The following is a 17149-nucleotide window of genomic DNA, read 5'->3' as shown; positions in this document are numbered from 1 at the left end:
CACAGTTGCGAAGAGGAATGAGAACCTCGGTATCCAACACTCAACGCGATCAACGACCTGAAGCGGGTCCCCCGGACGGGTGAAATCAGCTGGTCGAGACCGCTATTTGGTGCTCTTCACACAGACCGTCGAAGGCGGTGTCGAGTAACTCTTGAGATGCGTCGCTTCCGTGTCGTCACAGGTCACGACACCGTCGACCACTTTCAGGACCTCCGCGTCCCGCGCGGGGTCCGAGCAGGGAACCTTCTGGTAGGCCACGCTGTCGGCGAGGAAGTTCTCAAGGCAGTCGCCCTGCTTCGCGTTGAGCATCACGCAGAGCTTGTACGAGGCGAACGTCTTGTCGACGGTGAGCTGGTCGTACTCCCCCGCCGGGCACGCTCCGCCGGCGTCGGTCTTCGCCCCCGCCTTCGTGTTGGCCTCGATCGAGCCACAGTCCGCCCTGGCCGGATCCTCATCGACGTCGCCGAACGTGGTGACCGCGTAGCAGTCGCCCGCCTGGACGTCGTCCGTGTCGGAGAGATAACCGATGATCCACGAAGACGCGCTGAGCACGACGATCGCGACCGGCACCAGGATGCCCACCCAGAACCATTTGGAACGCCTGTGTTCGGTCATGCCAGCAGGGTATTCGCCACCACGGAAAAGGGCGCCCCGATCGCTCGGGGCGCCCTTCGCGGAGAGACTCCGGTCAGTCGTTTTGGAAGTACGACAGCAACCGCAGGATCTCGAGGTACAGCCAGACCAGCGTGGTCATCAGGCCGAAGGCGACGTACCAGGACCACTTCGAGGGCGTGCCTTCGCGGATCATCCGGTCGGCCTGGTCGAAGTCGAGCAGGAAGCTGAACGCCGCGACACCGATCACCACGAGGCTGAAGATGATCGCGATCGGACCGCCGTCACGCAGCGGGTTGAAACCGAAGAAGAGGCTGGTGACGAGGTTGACCAGCATCATGATCGCCACGCCGACCACGGCGCCGATGATCCACTTCGTCAACTTCGGGGTGACCTTGACGGCACCCGTCTTGTAGACGACCAGCATCGCGATGAAGACACCGGCGGTGCCGACGATCGCCTGCAGCGCGATACCGGGGTACAGCGCCTCGAACAGACCGCTGATCGCACCGAGGAAGACACCCTCGACGGCCGAGTACGCCAGCGTGAGCGGGCCACTCGGCATCTTCTTGAAGATGATCACCAGCGAAATCACGAGGCCGACGATCATCGAGCCGACGAGCGCGCCGATCACGGCACCGGGGATGCCCAGGATCTTGCCGGACGCCGACATCGGGATCTGGCTGATCGCCCAGATCGCGGTGAGCACACCGGTCACCAGCGCGGTGCCGAGGCTCAGCGCCGTCTTGATGACGACGTCGTCGACGGTCATCGGACGGTCGCCGGCACCCGCGGAAGTCTGCGGAGGGCCGTAGCCGGGCACGCCGCCCTGGGGTTGGTTGAAGCCTACGTTGGGTCCGTTCTCCGCCGCGCCACGCGGCAGGTTCCGGAACGCCGGGTTGCTACTGGATCGCACCTGATCCTCCTGGATCTACTGGCACCTGCATCGGGTTCAACGACCGCGTGGGCCGCCCGGTTCCCGTCGAAGTAAAGACGACTTTACTCACATTCGGCGCGAGGCCCATCCCCCACACCGTATGCGGCGGAGATCACCGACCGTTCACCGATACCCCACCTGATGCCCTATTGCCAAAACCGCTGATCACACGCCACTCTCCACGGTGCGTGTTCGGATAAACACCGAAGGCGTGTCGGGGAACCTATCGATCGTGTGACCTGCGTCGACGTAAAGGCGTCGAAGGCAGAGCACGGCCAAAGGAGTCAACACACCATGGGGTGGACCACACGCCCGAGCGTGCGTTCGCGCGCCTTGACCAGCCTGATCGCTACGTGCCTGCTCGGCGCCTTATCCGCCACCGTCGCGGCGACACCGGCTTCAGCCGCCGATAACGAAGGCGTCGGCTTCGGGGTCACGCCCGGCCAGCCCTACAAGGACGTCGAACCGAAGAAGGACTGGCTCGGTTCCTACGTCGTCAACGGCAAGCACGTGTTCTGCGTCAGCTTCCAGATGAAGGCGCCGGGCACGGAAGAGAAGTACAAGCCCGGTGACGAACTTCTCGACAAGTGGGGCGCGAAGCTCCCCGAGGACACCGCCGCCAACATCTCCTACCTGCTGCTCCGTTACGGCGGCACCAAGGACAACGCCGAGGCCGCCGCGCTCGCGCACCTGCTGCACTCGTGGACCTCGAAACCTCGTACCACCGACGACCTCAAGCCGGACCGGCCAGCGGACGAGATCGGCTACGACGCGCCAAGTCATTTCGCCAAGCTGAAGGCGCAGTTCCCCGAAGCCGCCACAGCCGTCGAGAAGCTGACCAAGGACGCCGAGACCAACCGCGGCCCGTGGACCACCGCGATCGCCCCGCCGAAGGAAGACCAGCACATCGGCACCGCGGACGAGTGGACGATCAGCGTCAAGAACGCCAAGGGCAAGGGCGTCTCCGGCGTGCCGGTGCTGCTCACGCCGTCGAACGCGACCGTCGAAAGCGGCGAGAGCACGAAGCCCGCGTCGACCTCGAACGCCAAGGCCGCGAAGGCCACCACGGTGAAGACCGGCGAGGACGGCACCATCACGGTCAAGGTGACGCCGACCGGCGACCAGCCGAAGCTGTCCAGCTCGCTGTCCGCCCCCGCGGACCGGCCGTACGTGCAGTTCCCCGTCAAGACCGGCGTGCAGAATGTCGTGTCGACCGGTGGTGAGAAGGAACTGAAGGCCCAGGGTGTCGCGGTCGTCTCGAAGCCGGGCAAGGTCCAGGTGACCAAGGTCGACGCGAAGACCGGCAAGGGCATCGCCGGCGCCGCGCTGCGGATCACCGCCAAGGACAAGGCCACCGCCGCCGTCGGCCACGACGGCAAGCCGCTGAACGGCGCCGACGGCAAACCCGCCGTCGTCACCACCGAGGGCGAGAACGGCACGGTCACCGTGGAGAACCTGCGGACCCCGCAGGAGATCTGCGTGGTCGAGGTCAGCGCGCCGCCGGGTTACACGAACGCGTTCGACCCGAAGGATCCGCCGTCCGCCTGCGGCGAGCTCAAGCCGGGTGAGACGCTGGCGCTCAAGGTCGCCAACACGCCCAACGAGGTACCGCGCACCATCCCCGCCGGTGACCGGCCGGTGGCGATGATGCAGGGCACCGTCGAGAACTCGGCGTCGACCGCCGGGATCCTCGGCGTCGGCGCGCTCGCGCTGCTCGGTTCGCTGATGGTGGGCGTGGCCGCGCGGCGGTCTTCGCGACGCTAAGGATTCGGGAATGTCAGTACGACGTGGGTTCGCACTGGGAGCCGTCACGGTCCTGTGCGCGGACCTCGTCGCGGCCTTGATCATCTGGCCGCCGACGACCGTGGTGGCGGGGACGGCTCAGCCCGTCTCCGCCGCCGTCTCGGGCGGTGCCCCGGCCGCGCCCGCGCAGCAGGAGGTGCCGCCTCCACCGGAAATCGTTCCCACGACGCCGACGGCCGCTCCGCCGCCGTCGTCGTCCTCGAAACAACCCGAGGCTCCGAAACTCCAGGGGCCGGGGACGATCCAGCTGCCCGCGGGCGGCGCGGCGAAACTCGTGCGGAAGGAACTCGGACCGGGCGCGGAGCTTCCGGTACCGGAGAATCTCGGCGAGGTGACCTGGTGGGGTGCCGAACTGAGCGCGGCCACCGGCGCGAGCGTGTTCGCCGGCCACGTGAACTGGAAGGGCTCGACGGGTCCGTTCGCGGAGCTGTGGACCGAGCGGATCGGCGGCGCCGTCACCGTGGTCGACAAAACCGGGAAATCCAGGCGGTACAAGGTCTCCCAGCTGATCACGTTGAAGAAGAACGAACTGCCGCAGCGGGCGAACGAGCTGTTCGGCCAGTCCGGTCCACATCGGATAGTCCTCGTGACCTGCGGCGGCCGCTGGGTCGGCGGGGAAACCGGCTACGCCGAGAACCGGGTCGTCATCGCCGACCCGGCCTAGTTACCCGCGAGTAACTTCATCAGGTGCCGTGCTGGTCCTTGCCGTCGTCATGCAGCAGAATGCCGGTGGACGCGGGCGAGCACGGTGAAAGGTGAAGCACATGGCGACTTTTCTGGTGACCGGGGCGACCGGACTGATCGGACGCCACTTCACCCGGCTGCTGCTCACCAGGGAGAACGTCGAGAAGGTCGCGCTCGTCGTCCGCGCGTCCTCACGGGACAAACTCGCGAAACTCGTGAACGCCTGGCCGCATCCTGAACGCGTCACCCTGGTTACCGGTGACCTCGGCGAGCCACTGCTCGGCGTCGGCGAAGAGGATCGAGAGCTGCTTCGCGACGTCGATCACGTCGTGCACCTCGCCGCCCTTTACGACCTCACCGCCGACGACGAAGCCAGCATCAAGGCCAACGTCGAAGGCACCGCGCAGATGATCGCGCTCGCCGCCCAACTGAACGCTGGCTGTCTGCACCACGTGTCCTCGGTCGCCGTCGCCGGTGACCACGAGGGCATGTTCACCGAGGAGATGTTCGACGTCGGCCAGCGGCTCGTCACGCCGTACCACCGCACGAAGTTCGAGGCGGAGCGCCTCGTGCGCGAACAGCAGGACGTGCCGTGGCGGGTGTACCGGCCCGCGATCGTCGTCGGGGACTCCGAGACCGGCGAGATGGACAAGATCGACGGCCCGTACTACCTGTTCCCCGCGATCAGCAGGCTCGCCGGGCTGCCCGACGTGCCGATCGTCGGCCCCGACCTCGGCGACACCAACGTCGTCCCGGTCGACTACGTCGCCGAATCGCTGAACGCTCTGGTCACCACGAAGGGGCTCGACGGGCGCGCGTTCCACCTGGTCAACCCGGAACCCCAGCCGGTCGTCTCGGTCTACAACGCCTTCGCGAAGGCGGCGGGCGCGCCGACGATCTCCGTGCGGCTCAACGACCGCTTGTCCAAGGGCATCGTCAACCTGGTGAAACTGAGCGAGCACATCCCCGGCTTCACGATCGCGCGCGACGCCGTGCTGGAACGGCTCGGCATCCCGCCGGTGTTGCTGGAGACCATGGCGTTCCCGTCGGTGTTCTCGTCGGTGTCGACGCGCAAGGCACTCATCGGCTCGGGCGTCGAGGTGCCCCGCATCGAGGACTACGCGCCCACGCTGTGGCGCTACTGGCGTGAGCACCTCGACCCGTTCCGTGCCCGCAAGCACGGCCCGCGGGGTGAACTGGACGGCCGCCGCGTGATCATCACCGGCGCGTCTTCCGGCATCGGCCGGGCGACCGCGATCAAGGTGGCGGCCGCGGGTGGGGTGCCGCTGCTCGTCGCGCGGCGCCGGCACGAACTCGAAGAAGTGCGGGACGAGATCATCGCCGCGGGCGGCACGGCGTCGGTGTACCCGGCCGACCTGACCGACGAGGAATCGGTGCACAAGGCCGTCGACGCGATGCTCGCCGAGCACGGCCGGATCGACATGCTCGTGAACAACGCCGGCCGCTCGATCCGGCGTTCGATCAAACTGTCGTACGACCGGTTCCACGACTACGAACGCGCGATGGCGATCAACTACTTCGGCGCGGTGCGGCTGATCCTCGCGGTACTGCCGCATATGTCCGAGCGGAAATTCGGGCATATCGTCAACGTCTCGTCGATCGGCGTGCAGGGAATCGCACCGCGCTTTTCGGCATATGCGGCTTCGAAGGCCGCTTTGGACTATTTCTCGCGGATCGCCGCGACCGAGACGCACGGTGACGGAATCACCTTCACGACCATCCACATGCCACTCGTGCGCACGCCGATGATCCGGCCGACGAAGATCTATGACGCGTTTCCGACCAAATCCCCGGATCAGGCCGCGGCCATGGTGATGAAGGCGCTGAAGGAACGCCCGAAGCACATCGGCACGCCTGCCGGACAGGCGATCGGGCTCGCGTACACGCTCACGCCGGGACTCACGGATGCCGTGGCCTACCAAGGTTTCCGCGTGTTCCCGGACTCCGCGGCCGCGGGCGGTGAGGGTGGTCTCAAAATCGGGAAGGGCGAACAGCATCTGTCCCGTGCGGCGATGGCCCTCGCCCGGCTCAGCCGCGGCTTCCATTGGTGACACTGCGCACACGGGTGGCGGCCGTTCAGGTGAGGGATCGCAGCTGAGAGCCGACACACGTCGGTGAATCATGAAGCCTGGCAACGGCGACGCCGGGTACGCAGGTACCGTCGTGACCATGGTTCCCGAGCGAGACAACGGCCTGTTGCCCCTGCGGCGCGAGTACACCCAGGCCTGGCACGGCTTCGACCGGAACGAAGTGCGCCAGTACCTGGATCATCTCGAAGCCCAGCTGCATCGCGTGATCACCGACCGCGACGCCGCGATCGCGCAGGCGACCTCGGCCACCCGCGAACTCGAAACCGTCCGCCACGAGGTGGCGAAGCTGAACGCCAGGATCGAGGAGCTGAAGAAGCCACCGGAGCGGCTCGAAGACCTCGACGAGCGAATGCAGCGCACTGTCACGCTCGCTCAGGCGCGCGCGGCCGAGATCACGAAGCGTGCCGAGGTCGCGGCCGAGAAGCACTGGGCGTCCTCGAGCGAGGCGTCGAAAAAGCTCCGTGAGCGCTACACGCGACTCGTCGCCGAGCTGGACAAGCAGGCGGACGCGCTGCACTCCGAACACGAATCCGCGCTCGCCGAAACGCGGGCCGAGGTCCAGCGGCTGACCGTCGAGGCCGCCCAGCGCCGGGAACTGCTGGACAACGAGGCCGAGCGCAAACGCCGGAAGATCGAGCGCGAATTCGACCAGACGATCGCGGCTCAGCGCGCCGCGCACGAGAAGCACATCGCCGACCAGCAGACGGCCAGCAAGAACCAGGCCGAACGCCGGATCGCGGAGGCCACCGCGGAGGCGAAGCGCCGCGTCGACGAGGCCACGGCCGAGGCCAAGCGCCGTCTCGACGAGGCCACGACCTCCGCCGCCCAGCGCACGACCGCCGCCCAGCGGAAGGTCGAGCGGCTGGCGGAGATCCGCGAGCAGGCCCGCAAGAGCCTGATGCAGGCCGACGAGGTCTTGAAGGGCAGCGAGGCGATACTCGCGGCGCTGCCCGAGGAGTCGGTGATCCCGCACGCTTCGAAGCTCGTCGGCGGCGACAGCAAGGCCGAGGAGACGAAGCCGGCCGGCAAGCCCGCCGAGCCGCCCGCGTCGAAGGCCCCGGCTCCCGCCAAACCCGCTCCCGCCAAGCCCGCTTCTTCGGCGCCTGCCGCCGCTGCGCCGAAGAACGGACAGAACGACCAGAGCGGCCCGAAGACGAACGGTCAGAAGCCGTCACCGGCCAAAACCGGCTCCTGACCTGCGCGAAGTAGCAAGGGACCTTTGCTGTCACTCTCTTTGGGAGAGCGACAGCAAAGGTCCCTTGCTCTCTTTTCGGACGCTGTCAGGAGGCGGTGGTGCGGGGCCAGGGGTTGGCCGCTTCGAGCTGGGCGGCGAGGCCGAGGAGGAGCGCTTCCCCACCGGGAGCGGCGACGAGCTGAACACAGGCCGGGATGCCCGAAGGGTGCACGCCGACCGGAACCGACATCGCCGGGTAGCCGGCGAGATTCCAAAAGCCCGCGAAACCCGCGACGCGTACGGACGGCAGGACGTTGGCGATCCACCGGCCTTCGTGCCACCTGCGCGCCTTGAGCGGGAGGGTCGCGAGCATGGGCGTCACCAGGACGTCGTGGTCGGCGAAGAACTCTTCGGTTCGTTCCAGCCAGCGCTCGCGGGTGCTGTCCTGGACACGCTTGGCCAGTAGCCGCCCAAGCCGGACGTGCGTGCGCGTCCGGGGCTGGAGCGCGCTGAGATCGAAGTCCGCGGCCTGCTCGGCCGGGCCCGCGACCCAGCGCGCGAAGAGGCCACCGACGGCTCCGGCGCTGTACCGGGGCGCTCCGGGCGCGACGGTGTGCCCGGCCTCGCGGAACAGCTCTCCGGCCCGCGTGACGGCTCGACCGAACGCGCGCGGTAAAGGCGCCCTCGTCACCGGGACCTGAGTCGACAGAGCGATGCGAGACCGCTTCGGGTCGGTGAGGTCCGCCAGGCCGGGTTCTTCGGCGAGGACCGACATCAGCACGGCCGCGTCCGCCACGGTGGTCGTCATCGGGCCATGTGTGGACAGGCCGAACCAGCCGGTCTCCCCCGGTACGCGGACCACACCCTTACCCGGTTTGAGACCGACGAGCCCGCACATAGCGGACGGCAGCCGGATCGAGCCCAAACCGTCGGTGCCGTGCGCGATGGGCACCAGCCCGGCCGCGACGGCCGCGGCACTCCCGCCGGACGAACCGCCCGCGGCGTAGGCCGGATTGCGCGGATTGCGGGCGACTCCGTCCGGATCGTCGCTCGACGGCCAGACGCACAGCTCCGGCACCCGCGTCAGGCCGACGATCACCGCACCGGCCGCCCGTAGCCGCCGCGCTATCTCACCGTCCTCTGTGGACAGAGCCGACGAACCCGCACGCGATCCCCACGAGGCGTATTCGCCCTCGACCGAAGCGACGTCCTTGACCGCGACCGGTACCCCGGCCAAGGGCAGGTCGGCCAGGTCCGCTCGCTCGGCGATGGCGGCCGCCTCGGCGAGCGCCTCCCCGGCCCTGACCCGGCGGAACGCGCCGATCACTCCGTCGACCGCCGCGATCCGGGCCAACGCCTCTCGTGTCACTTCGACCGGATCGAGCGCCTTGGCGCGCACAGCCGCCGCGATTTCCACTGCCGTCTTGACCATTCCCGCACTGTAGAACGGTCGGCGAAGGTCAGCTGCGCGCCGAACAGGCGAATTTCGCCGAGTCCGGTTCGTATGCCGGGAAGTCGGTGTAGCCGTCGAGCCTGGCGCCGTAGTAGACGTCGTGGGCCCGAGCGAGCGGGGCACCGAGAGCGAACCGGGCGGGTAGGTCCGGGTTCGCGATGAACAGCCGTCCAAAGGCGACCACGTCGGCGAGACCGGATGCGAGCAAGGACTCACCCTCGTCCCGGGAGGTCGGTTCCTCGGAACGCAGGTTCGCGACGAACGTCCCCCGCCACAGCGGCCGCAGGTGGGACAACGCCACAGCGTCAGGAGTGTCGATGACGTGCAGATATGCGAGCTCGTACCGGCGTAGTTCCTCGAGCAGTCGTGAGTACACCTCCTTCCAATTGTCTTCCACGATGTCGTTCTCCGGGTTGCCCGGCGAAATCCGCAGAGCGACCCTGGCCGCACCGATCCGCTCGGTCACGGCCGCCACCACCTCGAGAGGGAAACGAAGCCGGGCGGCGACCGAACCGCCGTAGCGGTCCTCCCTGAGATTGGTGTTGCGGGCGAGGAACTCCTGGATCAGGTAACCGTTGGCACCGTGGAGTTCCACGCCGTCGAATCCCGCCTCGATGGCACGGCGTGCCGCGGCGGCGAAGTCCTGGACGACTTCGCCTATCTCCTCCTCGCCGAGCGCGCGCGGTTCGACCGTGTCCGTCCAGCCGTCGGCCGAGAAGATCCGCCCGGCCTGCCGGACCGCCGACGGCGCCACCGGCGTCCGGCCCATCACGCCGGGATGACTGACGCGGCCCGCGTGCCAAAGCTGCGCGAAAATCTGGCCGCCTTCCTCGTGCACGGCATCCGTCACCGCACGCCAGGCCTCGGCCTGCCTTGTCGTCGCGAGTCCTGGGATACCCGGACCACTCTTGCCGGTCTGGTCGACCCAGATGCCTTCGCTCACGATCAACCCGGCGCTCGCGCGTTGCGCGTGGTACTCGGCCGTCCGCGGATGCGGCACGCCTGTGACATCGTCGGCACGCCCCCGGGTCATCGGGGCCATCGCGATGCGGTTCGGCAACTGGATCGCGGTGCCGCGGAACGCTTCGAACAACCTCATGGACGCGAAGCTAAACCCTGACACCGGCGTCACGGTCAACCTCGGTTTCCGCGGCTACTGTGGACCGATGCGGATCGGCGAATTGGCGAAGCGGACCGGGGTGAGCGTCCGCTCGTTGCGGTACTACGAAACGGAAGGCCTGCTGCGGCCCGATCGCTGCGACAACGGCTACCGGACCTACACCGAAGACGACGTCGCCAGGGTGCTGCAGATCCAGCTCTTCTATTCGGCCGGGCTGTGCAGCGGCAAGATCGCGGAACTCCTTCCCTGTGTTTCCGGGGACCACACGCATTTGGTGCCTTCGCCGGAAATGGCCGGCGAACTGGAGATCGCCAAGACTCGGATCCAGAACCAGATCTCCTTGCTCACCACCTCTCTATCGGTTCTGGAACGTGTCCTGGCCGCGGCCAAGGGGACCGGTACCGCCGAGGTACCGGTTCCTTCCCGGCCCGACCGGCGGCACCGTGGAATCCATGTCTGACCCGGATCAGGCGTTCGGGTCGCGGCCCAGCAGTCCGAGCAGCCTGTCCTGCAAGGGTGCGTCTTCGGGCACCTTCACTTCAGGGCCGAAGACGACGATGCCGGGCCCGAAAGCGCCGGGGATCCTCATCTGTTCGGGGATCCCTTTCGCACCGGGCCAAATCCTGGCGACCTCCTCCGGATCGATCGTGTCGTCCTGACCGGTGGCACGGGCCAGATCCCAGCCGTGGACCACCATGTCGGCACTGACGACCTGGTCGATGTGCTGTTCGGCGGTCATCTTCCCCGCCGGTGTCTCGTGCTCCGTGGCCGCGAGCACGGGATCGACGAGGATGGCTTCGACATCGGCACGAGCCGTCCGGAACGCGCCGAGCGGATCATCCGAGAGCGAGGGCGCCGACCCGAGGTCACGTCCGAAGGGACGCAGCATCGCGCCGTGCATGTCGACGATGTGCCCGACGACATCCCTGGCAGTCCACTCTTCACAGGGAGACCTGTTCTCCCACTGCCCGCCTCCGACAGCGGCGACCTTGCTCTCGAAGGCGTCGGCCCGGACGCGGTAACGGTCCGCGATGGCGTTCATCGTGTTCCCGCCTTCTCCGGAGGCCACGGCTTCGGCCAGCTTGTCGAAGCCCTCACCGACACCCCGCTCCATCCCGGATTCGAGCACTGCGTCCCGGATCCGCTTCGAGGCGTACCGCACCACCTGCGTCAGCGTGGTGACACCGCCGTGTTCGACCAAGGTCAGCGTCGCCAAGGCCTGACCCTCCGAAGCCTCGCAGTCCTCGTTCGTCTCGAGGGAGACGAGCCTTTCCGGCCGGTCGACCTCCTGGTAGACGCCCTGCAACAGCATCTCCGTCCCGCCGTGTTGGCGCAGCCGATAGCGCCATCTTCCGCCGACTCGCAGGTCGATCTCGCATTCGACGACTTTCCAGTCGCGCGGGCCGAACCAGCGGCGCACCAGCTCCGGTTTGGTCCACGCGTCGAACACCAACGCCCTCGGCGCGTCGAAGGACCTCGTCATGACGATCTCGAGATCGCCGGATTTCGTCACGCTGAGAGCGTGTCCCATCGTGCTGTTCCTTTCCGCTCGTGCGGTGGTCAATCGGTCTCGTCCCGGCGCTCCGGATGCTTCATTTCTTCGTCCAGGACGAGGTCCAGCTGCGAGAAGGTCTCGTCCCAGTGGCGGCGGTAGCCGCCGAGCCATTCGTTCGCGTTCTTCAGCGGTTGGGCCACCAGCCGGCAAGGGCGGCGCTGAGCATCACGCCCCCTTGCCACCAGCCCCGCCCGCTCCAGCACTTTCAGATGCTTGGAGATGGCGGGCTGGCTCATCGCGAACGGCTCGGCCAACTCCGTCACAGTGGCCTCACCGCGAGCGAGCCGAGCGAGGATCGCGCGGCGGGTCGGGTCGGCGAGTGCCGCGAAGGTGACATCGAGCAGATCCTGTGTCACGGTCGCCCGCCTTCCGTTTCATAAGTTCGAGCCGTTCTCACGAGTTCCAGTTCTCACGATCGGCACCTGTCGACACGATGTCCATGGATAACCTTGCGGTTCCATAACCATGTGGTAATCTACGGCGGAGCAGATCGAGTTGTCAAGTCCGAACCCGGGCTGACGAGGGAGAACACGAAAGAGGAAGGAGGTGGGACCGAGTCGGTCTGGCCCTAAAGGTCATGCGAGCGCGTATGGAAGGGCAACTGGGGTTACCGTCGATACCGGTATGGACGACGAACGAAACGAGCCGATGAACTCCGGGCGACCGAAGACGACGAAGCGGTGGGCGGCCGTCATCCTGGGAGCGGCCACCGTTCTCTTCACCAGCGTGCAGTGCGGCACGGCGGACGACCGGGTGGGATCGGCGCAGCCGGCGGGGACGGTGCCTGCGCCAAGCAGCAGCGTCGCATCGAGCCCGCCCAGCTCCGGCAAGCCCGCGCCCTCGCCGTCACCGAGGGCGGAGCAGGCGCCTGCTCCGCGCTGCGAAGCCGTCGTCGCCGGGATGAGCCCCCGGCAGCGACTGGCCCAGCTGGTGGTGGTCGGCGTGAACGCCGGTGACCCGCAGGCGGCGGTGAAGCTGGTGCGCGATCAGCAGGTCGGCGGGATCTTCCTCGGCGGCAACGAGACGGCACTGCTGCGGAATCACGCGCTGGACGAGGTTCAGCGCGCCGCGAAGGTCCCGGTGTCGGTGGCGATCGACGAGGAAGGCGGCCGTGTCCAGCGGATCGACGCCCTCGACGGCGACATGCCGAGCGCCCGGAGGATGGCCTCGACCTTGACGCCGGCGCAGGTCCGGACGAAGGCCGCCGAGCGAGGGCGGCAGATGCGAGCTCGTGGCGTCACCGTGGACTACGCGCCCGACGCGGACATCACCGACCAGCCGGACCGCGACATCGTCGGCGACCGGTCGTTCGGCTCGGATCCGGAGGTCGCGCGCAAGTACGTCCTGGCGTTCGCCCAAGGCCTGCGGGACGCCGGGGTGCAGCCGGTGCTGAAGCACTTCCCCGGGCACGGGCACGCCACCGGGGACTCCCACAAGGGACTGGTGCGGACACCGCCGCTGGCCTCGCTGCGCAAGGTCGACCTGGTGCCGTACCGCGACATCGGCGAGTACGGCGAGATCGGCGTCATGGTCGGACATCTGGACGTGCCCGATCTGACCGGCGGCACCCCGTCGACCCTGTCGGCACCGGCGTACCGGCTGCTGCGGAAGGACTACGCGTTCGACGGCCCGGTGATCACGGACGATCTCGGAGCGATGAAGGCGATCACCTCGCAGTACCCGTTGCAGACGGCCGTGCTCAAGGCCTTGCAGGCAGGGGCGGATCAGGCGTTGTGGTCTTCCGGAGGCAACGTCGGCACGGTGCTGGCCACGCTGGAGCGAGCGCTTGCGTCCGGCGACCTCCCGGCCGCCCGGGTCGACGAAGCGGTGACCCGGGTGCTGGCGGCGAAACACGTCTGCGGCTGACCGCCCCAGCCCTAACCTCAGGCCCGACTAGGCGATCAAGCCGGGTCGCCCGGCGGGTGACGTGAAAAGCGGTCCGAAAACTCAATGAACACAATGCCGACCAGGCCCGCGTCAGGAGTGACCCTGATCACCGCCCTGTCGCCCGATCAAGGAGGATCGCGCCTGGTCCCAAGAAGCCCTTGCGCCGTCTCGCGCTGACGGCCGCCGCCGCTGCCGGCCTGAGCCTGCTCGCCGCGCCGGTGGCGTCGGCCGCGCCGTCGCCGATCGATCATCCGGTGCGGACCACCGGCTGTCACCGTCCGTCCCCGGTCTCCGCCGGGGTGACGACACTGCGGACAGTGACTTCCGGCGGGCTGGTCCGCGAGTACACGGTGCACGTTCCGGCGCGATACCGGCCTTCACGACCGTAACCGCTGGTGTTGTCGTTCCATGGCCACAAACGGACGTCGAAATATGAGGAGCTGTCCGGGTTTTCCGCTTATGACGCTATTTCCGTCTATCCGCAAGGACTTCCGGGTACTGACGGCGAGTCGGCATGGACCGGCGCGCCGTATTCCGCGGCCGCTGACGACGTGCTCTTCACCAGCGATCTGCTGAACACGCTCAGCGCGAACTGTGCGTCGACTCCCGCCGGATCTACGCGACCGGCAAGTCGAACGGCGGTGGGTTCGTCGGCGTCCTCGCTTGCCGGATGCCGGGCCGGATCGCGGCGTTCGCCCCGGTCGCCGGAGCGTTCTACCCGCAAGGCGGCGAATGTCACCCGTCGCATCCCGCGCCGATCCTCGACTTCCATGGAACGGCCGACGCGACGATCCCTTACACCGGGAATCCCACGAAGGGCCTGCCGACGTTGCCGGATTGGCTCGCCGCGTGGGCCGACCGGAACGGCTGTTTCCCCGCTCGATCCAGTACTCGCCGAAGACCGACGTCACCGTCCAGCGCCGGCTCGGTTGCTCGCTCCGGCATTACCGGGTCGAAAGCACCGGGCACGTCTGGCCGAGCACGGCACCGAACAACGACTCCGCCACTCCGACCGTCATCGACGCCACGCCGGTCATCTGGAACTTCATGCTCTCCCACCGTCTGCTTCAAGAACTCGTCGATTTCCTTGCCGGATCGGTACGTCAGGCGCTACCGTCGAACTTGACCGGATGACCAGATACGCAAATTTGGTCACGGAGTCAGAGATGGGGAGCGCACGTGGCAGAACGTCCGGACCGCACCTCCGGCCGCGCCGATCGCATCCTCGACGCGGCCGGCGTCCTGCTGTCGCGGCTGGGCTATCGCAAGGTGACCATCGAGGACATCGCGAGCCAGGCTGGCATCGGGAAGGGCACGATCTACCTGCATTGGCCCACCAAGGAAACCCTCTTCCACGCGTTGCTCCTGCGTGAATCCCTCCGAGCCGCCGAGAACCTTCTCGATCGGCTGGACGAGGATCCGGCGGAAGTCGTCCCGCATCGGTTCCAGCGGGCCGTTTTCCTGTACACCCAGCGAAACCCGTTGCTCGGCGCGCTCATCACCGGCAACACCGAACTGCTGGGCAGGCTGAAGAAACATCCCTTGCAGGATCAGGACGCGGTCGTGACCGATCGGTACCTGAAGACGATGACCGACCGGGGCCTGTTGCGCGACGACATCCCGAACCTGCTGTTTTCCCTCCGCGCCTCGGCGCTGGGGTTCTATCTGATGGACAGCTTCACCACCGACGGCGCCGGCCTCACCTCCGAAGAGAAGGCCGACACTCTCGCGCACATCATCCGGACGGCGTTCGAGCCGTCGGAGCCACCGTCCACGGCGGATGTGGCCGCCACCGCGGCCGAAGTGATCCAGGCGTTCCGTGAGTTGATCTCGTCCTATCGCGCCTGGATCTACCGGAAGGACGGTCCCGGGGAGCCCGCTTGATCCGAGCTCCTCCACCACGAGAAGAAGGGGGCAAGCCATGACCACGATCGCCGAAACCTGGGGCATCCACGAAGGCCAGTTCTGGCTTCGAGGCGAATTCCCGGCCGACCCGGTCCGTTTCGAACCCGAGACGGGCATGTGGAACGTCTACGGCCACGCCGAGGCGTTGAAGACCCTGAGTGATCCCAAGGTGTTCTCTTCCGACACCGCCCGGCTGATCCCCGAGGAGATCGCACCGGACAAGGACCTGTTCGTCGAGGGCAACCTGCTCCAGATGGACCCGCCGGACCACAAGAAGCTGCGCACGCTGGTGAGCCACGCCTTCACACCGAAGGTCGTCGCGGATCTCGAACCGCGGATCGCCACGTTGACGAACGAACTCCTCGACGCGGTCGACGGCGCGGACTCGATGGAACTGGTGACGCACCTGGCTTATCCGCTGCCGGTGATCGTCATCGCCGAACTGCTCGGCGTCCCGGCGAGTGATCGCGACCTGTTCAAGGAATGGGTCGACACGCTGCTGCGGAACAGTCAGCAGCGGTCGCTGATCAAGCAGACCGAGGAGGACAAGAAGGCCTCCGAGGAAACGGCGGAGCAGCTGAAGAACTTGGTGAACTACCTTGCCGAGCACGTCGAGGACCGACGGCGGAACCCGCGCGAGGACCTGCTGACGAAACTCGTCGAAGCCGAGGTCGACGGCGCGAAACTCACGCAGAACGAGGTCGTCAACTTCGCGAACGTGCTGCTGCTCGCCGGGCATATCACCACCACGATGCTGCTCGGGAACACGGTGCTGTGCCTGGATTCCCATCCGGACGAGTACCGGCGCGTCCGCGAAGACCGGGCGCTGCTGCCCGCCACCATCGAGGAATCGCTGCGCTTCCTCAGCCCGTTCGCCCTCGTCGCCCGCGCCACGACGACCGACGTCGAACTGGGCGGTCGGACGGTCCCGGCGGACAGCATGCTCGCCATCTGGGTCGCGGCGGCGAACCGGGATCCGCGCACGTTCACAAATCCGGGCACCTTCGATCCGGCGAGGGCGCACAACCCCCATCTGGCCTTCGGCCGCGGGATCCATTTCTGCATCGGCGCCCCGCTCGCCAGGCTGGAAGGCAAGACGGCGCTCAACATCCTTCTGGACCGGTTCCCGGCTCTGCGTACCGATCCGGCCGTTCCGCCGTCGTTCATCCCCAGCCCGAACATGACCGGGGTGAACGAGCTCCAGTTGCTGCTGAAGCCCTAGCGGCCGGCGAACCGCGAGGCGAGCGGCACCACCACTCGCGGAGTCCGCTTTCCGGCCGTGTACCGCAATTCGGTGATGTTGCCGTTCGGCACCTGGTAGGTGTCGGCGAACGTACGGAATCCGCGCATGGCCTCGCTGTCCGGGGTGGTGATCCCGGTCAGCAGTGACCACATGACCGCTCGGATGAAGAGCCCGTGCGTGAAGACGGCGATCGGCCCGGCTTCCCGTTCTCCCAACCGCGCCAGGAAGTCCTGGGTCCGGGCGTAGAGGGCCGCGAAGGATTCCGCGCCGTTCACCGCGTGGTGTGGATCGGCGCGATCCCAGTAGGCCTCGGTATACGGCTTACGGGTGGCGGTCGTGGTGACCTGTCCATGGAGTTCGCCGAGAAAGGCGAACTCCTGGACAGGCCACTCCTCGAGTTCCGCGCCGGGGAATCGCTCGATCGTCGGCTCGGCGGTCTGCCGCGCCCGTAAGAACGGCGACGTCACGATCAAACGAGGCGGTTCGGCCAGCGAGTCCGCGATTTCGAGGGCTTGCCGCCTGCCGAGTTCGGTCAGCGCCGAAGCCCCCGGCTCCCCGCCGGGAAGACCCGCGTTGGACTCGCTTTCCCCATGCCTGATCAGCCACACCCTTGCCACGATCGCCTCCTAGACCCCGTGTGCCAACGACGATCGCACCGAGCGGAG

Annotated in this window: 15 protein-coding genes and 1 pseudogene; 9 read left to right on the top strand and 7 right to left on the bottom strand. The window is 67.4% G+C overall.

From position 1 onward, the window contains the following. Positions 1-102: 102 nt before the first annotated feature. Positions 103-615: an LppU/SCO3897 family protein gene (locus ACZ6DT_RS08445; protein WP_465590695.1), complete on the bottom strand. Its 513-nt coding sequence runs from the start codon at positions 613-615 to the stop codon at positions 103-105. Positions 616-688: 73 nt separating this feature from the next. Beyond that, complete coding sequence (locus ACZ6DT_RS08440) at positions 689-1528, bottom strand: Bax inhibitor-1/YccA family protein (protein WP_465590692.1); 840 nt, start codon at positions 1526-1528, stop codon at positions 689-691. A 315-nt stretch (positions 1529-1843) separates the two neighbouring features. On the opposite strand from ACZ6DT_RS08440, the gene ACZ6DT_RS08435 reads away from it, so the two are divergent. The 4 genes from ACZ6DT_RS08435 to ACZ6DT_RS08420 all read left to right on the top strand — a co-directional run bounded on the left by ACZ6DT_RS08435 (position 1844) and on the right by ACZ6DT_RS08420 (position 7342). Beyond that, complete coding sequence (locus ACZ6DT_RS08435) at positions 1844-3313, top strand: SpaA isopeptide-forming pilin-related protein (protein ID WP_465590689.1); 1470 nt, start codon at positions 1844-1846, stop codon at positions 3311-3313. Between the two features lie 10 nt (positions 3314-3323). Next, the gene (locus ACZ6DT_RS08430) at positions 3324-4016 is read left to right on the top strand and encodes a class F sortase (protein WP_465590686.1); all 693 of its coding nucleotides are present in this window, start codon (positions 3324-3326) and stop codon (positions 4014-4016) included. Between the two features lie 100 nt (positions 4017-4116). Next, positions 4117-6108 carry an SDR family oxidoreductase gene (locus ACZ6DT_RS08425; protein ID WP_465590683.1) on the top strand — a complete coding sequence of 664 codons (1992 nt, stop codon included), beginning with the start codon at positions 4117-4119 and terminating at the stop codon, positions 6106-6108. A gap of 118 nt (positions 6109-6226) precedes the next feature. Further along, positions 6227-7342, top strand: coding sequence for a cell division protein DivIVA (locus ACZ6DT_RS08420; protein WP_465590680.1), 1116 nt, complete (start codon positions 6227-6229; stop codon positions 7340-7342). Between the two features lie 85 nt (positions 7343-7427). Here ACZ6DT_RS08420 and ACZ6DT_RS08415 read toward each other — a convergent pair whose 3' ends face one another. Both ACZ6DT_RS08415 and ACZ6DT_RS08410 read right to left on the bottom strand, forming a co-directional pair. Beyond that, entirely contained in the window at positions 7428-8753 is a 1326-nt protein-coding gene (locus tag ACZ6DT_RS08415; protein ID WP_465590677.1) for an amidase, read from the bottom strand. A gap of 28 nt (positions 8754-8781) precedes the next feature. Further along, complete coding sequence (locus ACZ6DT_RS08410) at positions 8782-9873, bottom strand: alkene reductase (protein WP_465590674.1); 1092 nt, start codon at positions 9871-9873, stop codon at positions 8782-8784. Here ACZ6DT_RS08410 and ACZ6DT_RS08405 point away from each other — a divergent pair. Further along, a complete protein-coding gene (locus ACZ6DT_RS08405) occupies positions 9872-10354 on the top strand; it encodes a MerR family transcriptional regulator (RefSeq protein WP_465590671.1) in 483 nt (160 codons plus the stop codon). The genes ACZ6DT_RS08410 and ACZ6DT_RS08405 overlap by 2 nt on opposite strands. Before the next feature lie 6 nt (positions 10355-10360). Here the strand turns inward: ACZ6DT_RS08405 and ACZ6DT_RS08400 are convergent, their stop codons facing one another. After that, positions 10361-11425, bottom strand: a complete 1065-nt coding sequence (locus ACZ6DT_RS08400; protein ID WP_465590668.1) for a TIGR03086 family metal-binding protein — start codon at positions 11423-11425, stop codon at positions 10361-10363. Between the two features lie 29 nt (positions 11426-11454). Then, entirely contained in the window at positions 11455-11805 is a 351-nt protein-coding gene (locus ACZ6DT_RS08395; protein ID WP_465590665.1) for an ArsR/SmtB family transcription factor, read from the bottom strand. 268 nt (positions 11806-12073) lie between these two features. Between ACZ6DT_RS08395 and ACZ6DT_RS08390 the strand changes: the two genes are divergently transcribed. From ACZ6DT_RS08390 to ACZ6DT_RS08375, 4 genes and pseudogenes are all read left to right on the top strand, one after another. Beyond that, on the top strand, positions 12074-13315 hold the full coding sequence (locus tag ACZ6DT_RS08390) for a glycoside hydrolase family 3 N-terminal domain-containing protein (RefSeq protein ID WP_465590663.1): 1242 nt from the start codon (positions 12074-12076) through the stop codon (positions 13313-13315). A 155-nt stretch (positions 13316-13470) separates the two neighbouring features. Beyond that, a pseudogene (locus ACZ6DT_RS08385) lies at positions 13471-14401 on the top strand (CE1 family esterase); the annotation flags it as partial. Positions 14402-14515: 114 nt separating this feature from the next. Continuing rightward, positions 14516-15220, top strand: coding sequence for a TetR/AcrR family transcriptional regulator (locus ACZ6DT_RS08380; protein WP_465590660.1), 705 nt, complete (start codon positions 14516-14518; stop codon positions 15218-15220). A 37-nt stretch (positions 15221-15257) separates the two neighbouring features. Further along, positions 15258-16463 carry a cytochrome P450 gene (locus tag ACZ6DT_RS08375; RefSeq protein ID WP_465590658.1) on the top strand — a complete coding sequence of 402 codons (1206 nt, stop codon included), beginning with the start codon at positions 15258-15260 and terminating at the stop codon, positions 16461-16463. On the opposite strand, the gene ACZ6DT_RS08370 is transcribed toward ACZ6DT_RS08375, so the two are convergent. Then, positions 16460-17101, bottom strand: coding sequence for a histidine phosphatase family protein (locus tag ACZ6DT_RS08370; protein ID WP_465590655.1), 642 nt, complete (start codon positions 17099-17101; stop codon positions 16460-16462). The two genes, ACZ6DT_RS08375 and ACZ6DT_RS08370, sit on opposite strands and share 4 nt — an antisense overlap. Positions 17102-17149 lie beyond the last annotated feature (48 nt).

This window comes from Amycolatopsis sp. NPDC041971 (genome assembly GCF_055588925.1).
This window is presented reverse-complemented; position numbering and strand designations above follow the sequence as displayed.

What these genes read in the sequence shown, in the direction of transcription:
- ACZ6DT_RS08445 (WP_465590695.1), bottom strand. Translation starts at nt 615, where the DNA reads ATGACCGAACACAGGCGTTCCAAATGGTTCTGGGTGGGCATCCTGGTG.
- ACZ6DT_RS08435 (WP_465590689.1), top strand. Translation starts at nt 1,844, where the DNA reads ATGGGGTGGACCACACGCCCGAGCGTGCGTTCGCGCGCCTTGACCAGC.
- ACZ6DT_RS08430 (WP_465590686.1), top strand. Translation starts at nt 3,324, where the DNA reads ATGTCAGTACGACGTGGGTTCGCACTGGGAGCCGTCACGGTCCTGTGC.
- ACZ6DT_RS08425 (WP_465590683.1), top strand. Translation starts at nt 4,117, where the DNA reads ATGGCGACTTTTCTGGTGACCGGGGCGACCGGACTGATCGGACGCCAC.
- ACZ6DT_RS08420 (WP_465590680.1), top strand. Translation starts at nt 6,227, where the DNA reads ATGGTTCCCGAGCGAGACAACGGCCTGTTGCCCCTGCGGCGCGAGTAC.
- ACZ6DT_RS08415 (WP_465590677.1), bottom strand. Translation starts at nt 8,753, where the DNA reads ATGGTCAAGACGGCAGTGGAAATCGCGGCGGCTGTGCGCGCCAAGGCG.
- ACZ6DT_RS08405 (WP_465590671.1), top strand. Translation starts at nt 9,872, where the DNA reads ATGGACGCGAAGCTAAACCCTGACACCGGCGTCACGGTCAACCTCGGT.
- ACZ6DT_RS08410 (WP_465590674.1), bottom strand. Translation starts at nt 9,873, where the DNA reads ATGAGGTTGTTCGAAGCGTTCCGCGGCACCGCGATCCAGTTGCCGAAC.
- ACZ6DT_RS08400 (WP_465590668.1), bottom strand. Translation starts at nt 11,425, where the DNA reads ATGGGACACGCTCTCAGCGTGACGAAATCCGGCGATCTCGAGATCGTC.
- ACZ6DT_RS08390 (WP_465590663.1), top strand. Translation starts at nt 12,074, where the DNA reads ATGGACGACGAACGAAACGAGCCGATGAACTCCGGGCGACCGAAGACG.
- ACZ6DT_RS08375 (WP_465590658.1), top strand. Translation starts at nt 15,258, where the DNA reads ATGACCACGATCGCCGAAACCTGGGGCATCCACGAAGGCCAGTTCTGG.